The sequence below is a fragment of the Clostridium sp. DL-VIII genome (genome assembly GCF_000230835.1).
GTDB lineage: Bacteria > Bacillota > Clostridia > Clostridiales > Clostridiaceae > Clostridium.
In genome coordinates, this window is sequence record NZ_CM001240.1 from 5,416,279 (window position 1) to 5,429,217 (window position 12,939).

Annotated in this window: 13 protein-coding genes and 1 other annotated feature (2 of these 14 cut by a window edge); all 13 genes read right to left on the reverse strand. The window is 29.5% G+C overall.

All coding sequences use genetic code 11. From position 1 onward, the window contains the following. Nucleotides 1-555: the 5' portion of a M15 family metallopeptidase gene (locus tag CDLVIII_RS24810; RefSeq protein WP_009172238.1), read on the reverse strand. It extends 126 nt beyond the left edge of the window; only the first 555 of its 681 coding nucleotides appear in the window; its start codon is at nucleotides 553-555; its stop codon lies beyond the left edge, outside the window. A gap of 159 nt (nucleotides 556-714) precedes the next feature. Further along, nucleotides 715-1,617, reverse strand: a complete 903-nt coding sequence (locus CDLVIII_RS24815) for a DUF4367 domain-containing protein (RefSeq protein WP_009172239.1) — start codon at nucleotides 1,615-1,617, stop codon at nucleotides 715-717. Next, nucleotides 1,618-2,184: a sigma-70 family RNA polymerase sigma factor gene (locus CDLVIII_RS24820; protein ID WP_009172240.1), complete on the reverse strand. Its 567-nt coding sequence runs from the start codon at nucleotides 2,182-2,184 to the stop codon at nucleotides 1,618-1,620. It lies immediately after the preceding gene. Between the two features lie 200 nt (nucleotides 2,185-2,384). Beyond that, nucleotides 2,385-2,564 (reverse strand): hypothetical protein, encoded by a 180-nt coding sequence (locus CDLVIII_RS31630; protein WP_035301924.1) that lies wholly within the window; start codon nucleotides 2,562-2,564, stop codon nucleotides 2,385-2,387. Between the two features lie 121 nt (nucleotides 2,565-2,685). After that, entirely contained in the window at nucleotides 2,686-3,606 is a 921-nt protein-coding gene (locus CDLVIII_RS24830) for an aldo/keto reductase (protein WP_009172241.1), read from the reverse strand. 162 nt (nucleotides 3,607-3,768) lie between these two features. After that, on the reverse strand, nucleotides 3,769-4,620 hold the full coding sequence (locus CDLVIII_RS24835) for a MurR/RpiR family transcriptional regulator (RefSeq protein WP_009172242.1): 852 nt from the start codon (nucleotides 4,618-4,620) through the stop codon (nucleotides 3,769-3,771). Nucleotides 4,621-4,661: 41 nt separating this feature from the next. Further along, nucleotides 4,662-5,630, reverse strand: coding sequence for a Gfo/Idh/MocA family oxidoreductase (locus CDLVIII_RS24840; protein WP_009172243.1), 969 nt, complete (start codon nucleotides 5,628-5,630; stop codon nucleotides 4,662-4,664). 131 nt (nucleotides 5,631-5,761) lie between these two features. Further along, entirely contained in the window at nucleotides 5,762-6,442 is a 681-nt protein-coding gene (gene rpiA, locus CDLVIII_RS24845; protein ID WP_009172244.1) for a ribose 5-phosphate isomerase A, read from the reverse strand. A 260-nt stretch (nucleotides 6,443-6,702) separates the two neighbouring features. Then, entirely contained in the window at nucleotides 6,703-7,236 is a 534-nt protein-coding gene (locus CDLVIII_RS24850) for an ECF transporter S component (RefSeq protein WP_009172245.1), read from the reverse strand. 61 nt (nucleotides 7,237-7,297) lie between these two features. After that, nucleotides 7,298-8,443, reverse strand: a complete 1,146-nt coding sequence (locus tag CDLVIII_RS24855) for an alanine--glyoxylate aminotransferase family protein (protein WP_009172246.1) — start codon at nucleotides 8,441-8,443, stop codon at nucleotides 7,298-7,300. Between the two features lie 229 nt (nucleotides 8,444-8,672). After that, on the reverse strand, nucleotides 8,673-9,911 hold the full coding sequence (locus CDLVIII_RS24860) for a L,D-transpeptidase family protein (RefSeq protein ID WP_009172247.1): 1,239 nt from the start codon (nucleotides 9,909-9,911) through the stop codon (nucleotides 8,673-8,675). 301 nt (nucleotides 9,912-10,212) lie between these two features. Continuing rightward, nucleotides 10,213-11,112: a chemotaxis protein gene (locus CDLVIII_RS24865; RefSeq protein WP_009172248.1), complete on the reverse strand. Its 900-nt coding sequence runs from the start codon at nucleotides 11,110-11,112 to the stop codon at nucleotides 10,213-10,215. Nucleotides 11,113-11,519: 407 nt separating this feature from the next. Beyond that, the gene (locus CDLVIII_RS24870) at nucleotides 11,520-12,593 is read right to left on the reverse strand and encodes an iron-containing alcohol dehydrogenase family protein (protein ID WP_009172249.1); all 1,074 of its coding nucleotides are present in this window, start codon (nucleotides 12,591-12,593) and stop codon (nucleotides 11,520-11,522) included. A 181-nt stretch (nucleotides 12,594-12,774) separates the two neighbouring features. Next, nucleotides 12,775-12,939 (reverse strand) — a binding site (T-box leader); it runs 95 nt beyond the window's last position.

Consider the following 12,939-nt stretch of genomic DNA (forward strand, 5'->3'; position numbering starts at 1 on the left):
AGGATATCTCATAATAAAGCCATAATCTTGAGCATGAGATTTTAACCATTTACCTTCTTTAGTTTCTCCAAAATCTATTTTAAGCTTGTTTTCTGCACCTTGCTCATTCGTTACATCAATTGCAAATCCAGTTTGATGTTCACTTGTACCTGGTTGTGCCACATATTCATCTGCCTGCTTTTTTCCAACTTTCTTTATTCTTTGCTCATAAACTTGTTTTTGTGATTCATAAGACCTATAGGCTGATACACCATATAAATTTATATTTTCCTTACCAGCAGCCTTAAATAATTCTTCTAATGCTTTAGCAGCATTTCCCTGCATCATCCTCTCCTCATCTGCTGAACTAGATACAAATCTAACGTTAGGTTTTATCAAGTTTGCAGGTGTATAATCGCTATTTAATATATGAGTTCTATTTACTAAAATTAAATAGTCATTGGATTTTACATCAGTATTATTATATACTGTGCCATCTACTGTTTTATCATAAATAAGATGAACTCCCATTATTGCTACGCAGATTAGCAATAGGATTATTATTAATTTTTTCACAATTCATATTCCTCCATAATCAAGATTATTGTAGTTCTAAGAATACACCTTCTTGTATGTTTTCTCCTTTTCTAAACATTAAGATGAGTTTGCAAGTTCTTTCCAAGAACATACAAACCCATCTAACTATGCCTTGATTTCAATAAAATAAAATTCTTTTTATTTTATTGATTCTGCAATTTTTATAGTTTCATCTTTACTTAAGTCCTTCCCGCTGTTTAGAAAATATACTACATTATTCACTTCCCAATCAATATTATGTTCATCTTCTAAGATAGCATCTACACCATTAATTTTAATATTTTCTATATCACCATCAGTTGCAAGTGTTGCTTTTGTATCTTCACATGCAAATCTTTGCTGCATATAAATCTCTTTCCCTGTTTCTTTATTTTTAAAATACAAGGTTGCATATTCATCACTGTCCTTATAGAATTCTGCTTTTTCAAATTTATATCCATCTGGTAAATACGAAGGCAGCTTAACCTCAAAGTGAGTATAGCCATTTACTTTACTGCTATCTATAACAGTTAATGTATTTTCTTTAGCTTTTTCTTTCTCCTCTTTTGCTTGTTTTTCTGTAGTCACACTGCCATCAGCAGCATTCCATGTAGCAATTTTCTCCCCGTCTTTTGTGTATATCCCATCAATATCTTTTGTGATCTTTTCAAGGACATTTCCATTCTTATCAAAAATCTTTCCTTTGAGACTATTAGGTAGAATATACTCTTCCTCCTTACTATCATTATATTGTATTGCTGAAAAGTGACCTAAAGATATAGTCTTAATAATATTATCCACCACTTCTTTCGCAAAGGTTGTTTGAGCTAATATTGTTGATATAATTAGTAATGATGCAACTGCTATACCTGTTTTCTTTATTTTATTAACATTATTATTTCTCTTATTACTAATTTTTTTTATAGTTGTATTAAATATAAAATCTTTATTGCTTTCCTTGCTAAAATCTATTTTACTCAAACCTACGGCTAAATCCTTAAATTCCTCATCTATACCTTCTATAAAATTTCCTTTAATTTCATAAGTTCCATAATGTTTCACTTATTTACCCTCCTTTTCCATTTCACTCTTTAGCTTTTTCATGATTCGATGGAGCTTTACTCCTACATTGCTTTCACTTATTTTTAATATTTTTGCAATTTCAACATTCTTTAGATTCGCACCAAATTTATATGCAACAATATTACGTTCCTTAGCATCTAAAATACTTAAAGCATCCATCAAGTTATTATTCCTTTCTCTTTTAAGCATTAAGTCTTCTGGTCCTTTATCTCTTGATATTAAGTTAATAATATTATCAATAGATATAATTTTATGCCTCTTTTGTTTTCTAAAATAATCATTTATAGTATTTCTAGCAATAGTAAATATCCAAACTTCAAATTTTGATTTTTCGTTTATATAAGTATGAAACTTTATCATTACCTTTTCAAATACTTGAATTGTTATGTCTTCTGCCGCCTCGTGAGAATTAACTCTATAGTAAGTGTAGTTATACAGTCTTTTATAATAAAGTTCAAAAATCTCTGCAAACCCTTCTTTTTCATTCATGCTGTTATATATATTTTTTTCTTTTTGCAAAAAGTTAATTGTTGTAACTGGATTCACTTTTTAATCTCCTCCCTGTAGCACCTATACGCTTAGCTAAGCTACTTTCATATATTAATACGCTATATAAGCCATTCCATTACAAGCTTTTTCATTAATATATATATTTATATGCTCGATTACTTTTAAGTTAAAATTATATGCAAAATTTTTTCAATACTTTAATTTTTTCACAATTATGCTGGTTTGTATACCAAATCTCACCTATATAGGTTTTTGGAAATATATAAATCTGCATATTTGCTATCTTTTACATTACCTGACTTGTCTTTATAGAAGCTGGCTTTTTCAAATGTATATCCTTCTGGTAAATAAGAAGGCAACTTAATATCAAAACAAGTATAACCACTTAACTTACTGCAATCTATAACATCTAACATATCCACTTTTACTTACATATACTAATACGCTGTTCCTTTAATTTCATTACAAATATTTTGCAAAAAATAAACTGACCAAAAGTAAAATTTAATTTCACCCTTGGTCAGCATTAATTTTAACTTATGGTAGTTTATTTCCTGCTGCTAAATAAATTTCATACCATTCTTGTCTTGTCAAAGTTATATTTGATGCCTTACATATTTCTTTAATACGATTAGAATTCATTGAACCCGCAATGGTTTGTATTTTTGCTGGATGTCTTAGTATCCACGCAGTTGCTATTGCAGTATTAGTTACTCCCTTTTTTTCTGCAATTTCATTAATCTTCTTATTTAACTCTGGGAATTTATCATTATCTAAAAATACACCTTCAAAAAATCCATATTGATATGGAGACCAAGCTTGAATAGTTACATCTTTAAGACGGCAATATTCTAGTACTCCTCCATCCATATCTATTGAAGCATCATTTTTTATATTCATATTTAATCCTGAATCTATCATTCCAGTGTGCATTATACTAAATTGCAGCTGATTAATAATTATCTTATTATCTAAATATTTATTAAGCAGTTCTATTTGCATTGGAGTATGATTGCTAACCCCAAAATATTTTACCTTTCCAGTATTGTGTAATTTTGAAAAAGCTTCTGCAACTTCTTCGGGTTCCATAAGTGTATCTGGACGGTGAAGCAATAATATATCTACATAATCTGTTTTTAATCTTTTTAAACTTCCATCTACAGAATTCAAAATATGATCTTTTGAAAAGTCATACATTACACCAGGAACTATAGAGCATTTAGTTTGAATAATCATTTTCTCTCTAATTGATGAATTCATATCAATTGCTTCTGAAAAAACTTCTTCTGATTTTCCGCCTCCATATATATCTGCATGGTCAAAAAAGTTAATTCCTTCATTTAAAGATGTTTTAATTACTTTTTCTGCCTCTCCTTTTTCAATGCCAGCCATTCTCATGCATCCAAGTCCAATTTCTGAAGCCTCAATTCCACATTTTCCAAGGTTTATATTTTTCATTTTCCTCATCCTCTCTTTTATTTGATGTCTAGCCACCGTAATATTCCCATCTTCTAAATCGAAAGATAACAGTGTGACGACCCTAAATAAGTTCAACTAACCTTCAGTTGAAGATTTACCCTCAAGGGGCACCTAGAAAACTCCCTGAAGCCAAGTTTCACTTTATACTTTAGCATCTGCTATAGATTGTTCATGTTGACTAATCCAATTATATGAATCTTTTTTATCTTGAGTTAAGAGTAAATATAAAACTTCTACTACAACCATTGCAGATACTCTTGAAAAGCTAAATTCATCTAAAAATAATTTTTCTCTAGTAGATGTATTTATATGATACTTGCTTTCATTAGCTACTGGAGAATTCTCATGATTTGTAATGGATATGGTTGTTGCTCCTCTTTCATTTGCAATCTCCAATAAAGTCACAAGTTTTTTTGATGATCCCGAATTTGATATTGCTATAACTACATCATCTTTTGTCAGGGTATATGTAAACGCAAGCTGGGTTTCCCATATTGTATTAGTTACAGAACATATTCCTAGTTGATTGAATTTATATGTTCCATCCATTGCAACAGGTATTGTATTTCCCACTGCTGCAAATTGAACAATTCTTGCATTTTTAATAATATCCAGTATTTTTTTAATTTCCTTTTCATCCATCATTGAAATAGTTTGTTTTAACTCTTCAATCTTATTAGCTAAGATGTTTTGAAGAGATTGCGCTATATTATTAGAGTCTAATTTATTAGACACAGTGCTATCTTTTAATTTCACCATATCTTTAGCTATATTTATCTTTAAATCATAAAAACCTTTCATGCCACATTTCTTGCAAAATCTAACTATGGTGGCTTCACTAACGTTACTTTGAGCTGCTAATTCTGAAACTGTCATCTCAATTACTTCTTCCTTTTGGTTTATAACATAATCTGCAATCTTCTTTTCCGCTTCATATAGCTCATTATAAACAGATAGAATTTTATCTAATACACTTTTTTCTACTTTTTTCACCTTTAAAAATACTCCTTTAAGACATATGAAAATAATCCATTCTACTCAAAAGGATATTTCAAATCCCATTGCTTTCTTATTTCATCCATTATATTCATAACATCAATGGATAATTCTAAAGTACCATTTTTATTTTTATTAATAATATAATTGTTCATATTTTCTACTTCATAAATTAGTGCTTTTGACATATCGCCTTCTTCTATAGTTTCAATCCTTCCATCAGGGTAAGTGAAGGTAGCCTTATCTGCTCTAGGGAAATTTTCAACAGTTATATATCCGAGTTCACCACACACTATTCCTCTTTTAGGTTGTTTAGCTCTCATAGTTAATGAAATTACAGCCATTTCATCATCAGGATTTTTAAGTATTATCCCTGACTGTTCATCAACTCCTGTTTCAAACTTTTTAACTGTTGTTAAGATTTCCTCCGGCTTACTTGAAAGGAAGAACCTTGTGAAAGATAAAGCATATGTTCCTATATCTAAAAGTGCTCCACCTGCTAAATCCGGACTAAAAAATCTATTTGTAACATCATACTCCTTAAGACTTCCAAAGTTAACTTGTATCATTTTTATCTTTCCAAGCTTTCCATCATCAACAAGCTTACGTAATTTTCTATATAAGGGCATATGATAGATTGTCATTGCCTCTGCGACAATTAAATTTTTTTGCTCTGCCAAATTTACAATTTCATTTAATTGATTACCATTTACAGTAATCGCTTTCTCACAAAGCACATTTTTATTATTTTGTAAGCTCTTCATTATATATTCATAATGATTACAGTGAGGTGTTGCTATATAAACAACGTCAATTTTATCATCTTTTAACATTTCATCATAATTTCCATAGACTTTTTCAATACCATATTTATCTGCAAAATCTTTTGCTTTTTGAGTATTTCTTGCTCCTACTGCATATGTCTTTCCATTAACTTCGTTAATAGCTTTTACAAAATCTGCTGCAATTGCTCCAGGGCCCAATATTGCCCAATTCACTTTACTCATATCTTCACCTCATATTATTTTATTTTTTATCTTAATATATATGTTGCAATAATAATGTTACATTTGGAATTACTATAGGCTAAGTAGATATCTAGATGTAAAATGCATAAAATTAATTGCAACATATATATTTAATTTTTAGAAATCACTCTTATACTATTTTCGCTTGCAATTATTGCTTTAGTAATAACATTAATAAATAGAGATGTTTCAATAACTCCACATATATTTATTAATTCATCATTAAGCTTTTTTATGTCACTTATATTTTTGAAAGATACATTCATTAATAAATTACCATTATCACTTATTGTAAAGCCATCTTTTATATCACTGCTTCTAATCTCTGGTTTTCCACCTAATTCTAATACTTTTCTTTCAACATATTTCAAAGAATCCTTCAATATTTCTATAACAACAGGTGATTTAAATGTTAGCATTTTCTCAACTTTTTTTTCATCCACAAGAAGAATATAATCATCTGCCATGCTGGCAATTAACTTTTCATTTGTGTGAATTCCACCGCCACTTTTCATTGCATTTAAATTTTCATCAACTTGGTCACAGCCATCAAATGCAACATCTATCTTTTCCACAAAAGACGTATGAAGAACTTCTAAGCCATTTTCTATGCAAAGCATTTTTGTTTTTACAGAAGGCGTAACTATTTTAAGCTTAAGATCCTTATCAGCCTTAATATACTCTACTAAATAGGCAATGCTTCTGCCTCCTCCAAGTCCTACCGTCATACCATTTTTTATATATTTCATTGCTTCTTTTGCACAGATTCTTTTTAAATCGTTATCATTCATCTTATATCCCCTCCTTATTAGTCATTATCAAAAAAATAACAAATCACTCGCTGACTATTTTGTTTCATATGCCTTGCTTAAATATTCTATAATTTTATAATAGTATGATATATTTATTTCGTCAATAGTATTTATCACGAAACTATTTTTTCTCGGCATATACTACTAATAATTTATCTCATTATTTTAAAATTATGAAATAGGACAAAATCAAAAAAGATGTTTCATAGTAGTCTGCCTACTATGAAACATCTTTTTTCTTATAAATATCTCACGTATTTTTTAAGGATCTTAGCAATTGGTGTGCCTATTATTAATGCTAAAACAATTTGTGCTATATTTCCTGGTATTGATGCCATTGGTGATAGCCAATTTCCATAAAGAATTACTTCAGTAATATAATATCCAACTATCATCCAGATACCTGATAAAATTCCCGCAATAATATTTGTTACAATATTATTTCCATCTTTATTTTTACTCCAAGTAATAGTTCCAATCATATATCCCATAATTCCTCTTATAATAAAAGTAAATGGCGCCCAAAGTGCCCAGCCTGAAGATAAATCAAATATTGCCATTCCCACTGCACCTGCTATAGCACCTTTTTCTTTTCCAAAAACAATTGCTGCAATAAGTAACATTACAGTTCCTAAATGAACTAATCCACCGCTGGCTACGATTGGTAACCTTACATTTATAAATGCAGTTGCTACAAATACTAGTGCTGTTAATAATGCCGTCTGCACCATATCTTTTGTTTTAAATTTACTTTTTCCTTTGTTCATTTCCATCTTTCTACCCCCCTTTATGTATTTTTACAAATTTATTGTAACTCCACTATTTTAACTATAATTATTTATCTAAATATTTATTAAATAATCCAACTAATCCTTTATCACTTTTAAAACCTAACTCCTTCAATCCTTTATCAATAACATTTAATGCATAAACTATTTTTTCTTCATGTGCATTTTCCCCCATATGTCCTATTCTTAAAATTTCATTATCATATGGCTTTAAGGATGTTATGATTAACGTATTGTATTTTTCTAACATATACTGTTTAAGCTTTAGAGCACCTATGCTCTCTGGTATTTTAACTGCTGTAACAGTATTAGAATATCCATCATCTAAAAATAGTTCAAGTCCATATTCTTTCACGGATTTTCTTGTTGCATCAGCTATCTTTTCATGCCTGTTAAGGACATTTTGAATACCTTCTTCTAAGATATTATCTGCTGCTTTACTCAATCCCATAATATCACTTATTGGCATTGTATATGGGAACCATTTATCCTTATAATAATTTTCCCAAATATTTAAATTGCAATAAAAACCTACTATAGGAGTTTTTCTATTTTTCATTGCTGCCTTAGCTCTTTCACTAATGCTAACCATTGTTAATCCAGCTGGAGCTGAAAATGCCTTTTGAGATCCACCAAGAGCAATATCAATTTTCCAATCATCAACTCTTATTTCTTCACCACCCATTGCAGAAACAGAATCAACAACTGTTAAAATTCCATACTCATTTAACAATCTGCATATCTTGGATAAATCATTTAAAACGCCTGTTGGTGTGTCACAATGAACTATTGTAGCATATTTAAAATTATGGTCCTGTTCTAAAAATCCTTTTAATTTTTCTATATCTATAGCTTTGCTGTAATCATCTGAAAAATATACCCCTTCTCCTCCATAGATTTCAACAAATTCCATAAAACCTCTTCCATAAATTCCATTATCTAAAACAAGCACCCTATCTCCAGATTCAGTAAGAGATGCACATGCTGCTTCTAACCCTAAAATTCCTTCCCCACTTAATATATAAACAGGATTCTTTGTATTTATTATCTTTCCAATTTTGTCACAAGTATTTTTATAAAACTCCACAAACTCTTCATCAACGTCTGGATTTGTGGTTATTTTAGCTCTTTCAAATCTTACATTTTCTCTCACACTTGTAGGACCAGGAGCATAAACAAATTTGTTATTCATAAATATACCTCCTCTCTTTTCTTTTGCAATTTAATATTTATAAAATATCATATAAAATACAATTAGTAAATTGTATCCGTACAATTTTATGCCGTACTTATAAAACTTATTTATCAAAAATTTATAATAATATTTTTCCATTAAAAAAGAGAAAGTTTTAAACAATAATCTTAAAACTCTCTCTAATATTTAATTTAAATTATCAGTATTTAAAGATAAAATCTTTAATCTAAGAGTAATAGCAAATAACAGGAGTACCTACATTAATATTATAATATATAGTCTTTGCTACGTCATATGGTAGGTTCACACATCCATGAGAGCCACTAGTCTTATAAATTTCCCCGCCAAATTCTACTCTCCAATTCGCATCATGAAGACCTATATTTCTATTGAAAGGCATCCAAAAACTAACTGGTGAAGCATAATCCTCACCTCTTAGTACAGTATCCTGTAACTTAGAATATAGTTTATATACTCCTGCTGGTGTTGCATTACCATTACTTTCATTTCCTGTAACAACATCACCTTCCACAACAAGATAGCCATCCTTATAGAACCATAAATGCTGTTTTGTCATATCAATCTCCACGTAAGTAGCTCCTACATTGCTAAAATAGCTTGCTGCTGATGTCTGCGCATATATAGGATTCTTCGTAATGGTTTGTCCACTTTTTATATTATCAATCAATGCTGAAGTTTCCTGTGAACTATCAATTATCCAGCCATGATTATTACCATCATATCCACCACTAACCGCTATATTATTTCCTAGCTCTGTAGTATAAGTATTAGCTAAAGCATCCACATAATCCTTCACTTTTGATTCATCGAGTACAATTTGAAAATTTGCATCTAAACTAATCCAATCCTTTATAGTAGTCCCATCTAAAACCCATGTTAATCCAGCAAATTTATAAGTTATACATGAAGATAAATATTTATTAGCTGTATCCCTAGCATTAATAATCTCTGGTGAAGTTTCAAAACGTGTAGGATTTTCATAACAGCTCTTCGCTTCTAAATCTATTGTTGTCTCTTTATTTTCAATTGCCTTAACTATGCTATTATACAATATATCCTTATTAACTTTATTTCCAAGAACTTCTTTTGAGATTACATAGTTATTATTATCATATATTAATCTTGCATTTTGAGGTTCGACTATTTTACTAGTATCAAAACAAGATAGTTTATCTATATAACTCTTTAATAAATTTGAGTCAAAAGAAACTCCCTTAGTATTATCTGCGTCATTCTTTAATTTAATATCTTCTCCATTAATCTGTTCTTTAATTCCATCTCTCTCTTCCAATATTAATGTATATTTTTCATTCGATACCTCATTTTCTTGTACATCTTTTGCAAAAACACCTACTGAATTGATGCATGAAATGAACCCCATAATACATAAGATGCAAGTAAAATACGTTAATCTTATAAACATCTTATTTAATCTGCTTCTCATATTTTTCTCCCCCTAATATATCATAATTTTTTCCACTTAATATTAATTCACTTCCCTCCCTTAAGCTTATTCGTGAGTCGTAAAAAATCAATTCATAATTATATAGTATTTTTTATCAAATCTCTTTTTGCATTATATACTACTTTCCATTTTTTTACAACTAACCTTTTTCTCTTATTTTAATAAAAATTTATTATTAAAGGACATGAACTTTCATTCATGTCCTTTAACAATATAATTGTATCTTGCTTATTTTATTATAAAACATTATTTCCAGTTATTCTCAAAAATTAAACTTCACTTACATATCTAGAAGCTTATCTATTGTATCAACAAGCTCACCTACTTCTGGCTTACTCAATTGCGCATCAGCTTTAACTGATTCTCCTTTATGTTTTAATTCCGCTGTGATTAATGATGAGAATATTATAACAGGTAATTTTCTTAATTTTTCATCTTCTTTTACTTTTCTTGTAAGTGTAAGACCATCCATTTGTGGCATTTCTATATCTGTAATAAGCAATTGCGCTTCACTAGTAAAATTATCTCCTTTTTCTTCTGCCACCCCTTTAAGAAACTCTAATGCTTGCTTACCATCATCAAAAATTTTCAAATTTCTAAATCCTGCTTTTGTAAGAGTATCTTTTAAAAGTTTTCTAATTAAAGCTGAATCATCGGCTAAAATTAATTTCACTCCAGATCTATCCTTATAATCGACTTTTACAATTCTATCTTCACTTATACCAACGCTTGGAGCAATATCTGTAACTATTTTTTCAAAGTCAAGCATAAGTATTACTTTTTCACCTAAAAGTATATTCCCAACAGCTAGTGAATTCTCTGATAAATCATCAGGTTTTCTAATTTCACTCCATTTAATACGATGAACTCCTACTATATCATCAATATTGAATGAAACTTTAATTTTATTAAATTCGCAAACTATGACTTTATTACCAAGCTTTTTAGTTATTTGTTTTGTTAAAATATATTTTAAATCAATTAATGTAAGAATTTCATTTCTACATAATATTAATCCAGCTATCTCAGGCTTAGGATCCGGTAACTTAGTTAAATTTCCTGGCATCTCTATAACTTCTTTGACCTTTACCACATTAATTGCATAATGATTTCCATTTACAATAAATTCAATTATTTCTAATTCTCCAGTGCCTGATTCTAATAATATGTTATTATTCATAGCGCTTCTACCCCTCACTCAAATTTTATATAATGCATAAACTTTATGTATAAGTCAAAAATCGCTCTTTAAATATCATAAAGTTATGTTAATATGTAATTTTATATTTCTTCCTATGTATTTATTATAATAAATACACATATGTCCAACAACTTGTTTCATTCTACATTTTAAACTTAAATGTCTAATTCTATTATCGACAACATATTTTCTTTCTTTATTATAATTATATCATTTATATATAATTAATAGTAACTTTTGAATAGTATATTTATAAACATCCTTTAAATAATTAATTTAATTATAACCATAATAAAAACTGCACTTAAACTTTAGTATTTTTATATTATTAAGTGCAGTTTGCTTTATTACTACTTCATATTATTTTCCATGTGAATATTTACATCTTATAATTGTACCTTTTCTAAATCCATTATTGCATTATAAATCATTTCTCTTGTTATTTCATAAGGTACATGCTTTATATCCCCTGTTTCCATTGCTTTGTCGAGAACTTTATTGATATCTTTTTCTTCCACTTCAATATCCGCTAAACAGGTTGGAAGTCCAAGACTCTTATTGAATTTATAAACTCTATCACGTTCTTCAAATTGCTTATCACATGTAAGCATGACTAAAACACCATAAGAAACTACTTCGCCATGTAAATGATTTTTTTCTATATTTTCTAATGTTGTACATCCATAATATACCGAATGTGCAAGACAGCTATTGTAATCATTTATTACAAGAACTGATACAAGTCCCGTAGTGATTATTATATTAAGGATTACTTGTTCTAATTCCTTTGATACTCTGTTAGCTTTAACATCTTCATAAGCTTTTTTACCATACTTCAAAAGCGGTTCCACACAATTACGGCTTATATCAACGCCTAAAAGATTAGTGTGATCAAGTTCATCTCCTCTTGAAGAAAATGTACATTCATATTCCTTAGACAATGCATCGCCAATACCTGCCCAAATAAAATCACTTGGAGCTTCTGATATTATTTTTGTATTTATGAAACAATGTAAAGCTGGTTTTTTAGGGAAATATAATTCCTTAAATACATGTTCACAATCGTAAATTACTGTTGTCGCTGTTATTGCTGCACAATTTGAAGCTATAGTAGGGAATACGAACAATGCCTGTCCAGTTTGATCACACATTGTTTTACTTGTATCAATACTTCTTCCACCACCTACTGCAAATATCATATCTGCATTCACTACTGCTCTATTATTCTTAAGCATTTCAACATTTTCATATGATGAGTCTCCTCCAAACCATACGAAATCAATTATTTCTATATTTGAACCTTTAACCCCTTCTAAAATGGCTTCTTTGGATTTTTCCATTGCTGTTTTTCCTCCAACAACTACTGCTTTCTTTCCATAAGGTTCACAGATCTTTGGAATTTCATTATAAACCTCCTCTCCTATACTATAACTTGGTAAATATACACTATAATTACTCACTTTTTTGCCCCCTGATTATTTATATTATTTTTTATCCGATAGCTAGCATCCGTAACACTCACTCTTCTTCAAGTGGGAGATAACGGCTGCACGCTCCTGGATAAGTTCAACTAAATTCAGCTGGAGTATAAAACTCCACCTGAAAAGTTTCATTTTATAAAAAAGGCTTTGTCTCTATTATTTTAGAGACAAAGCCTAAGACTCTGCGGTACCACTCTACTTGTTACAAAAAAGTAACCTCTCGAACAAAATATCTATAGGAACCCCTATTTAATATTAGGCAATATAACGGTTGCTACCGGTCATGCTTACACAATAATAATATCTTCAGCTAACTACTCATGAG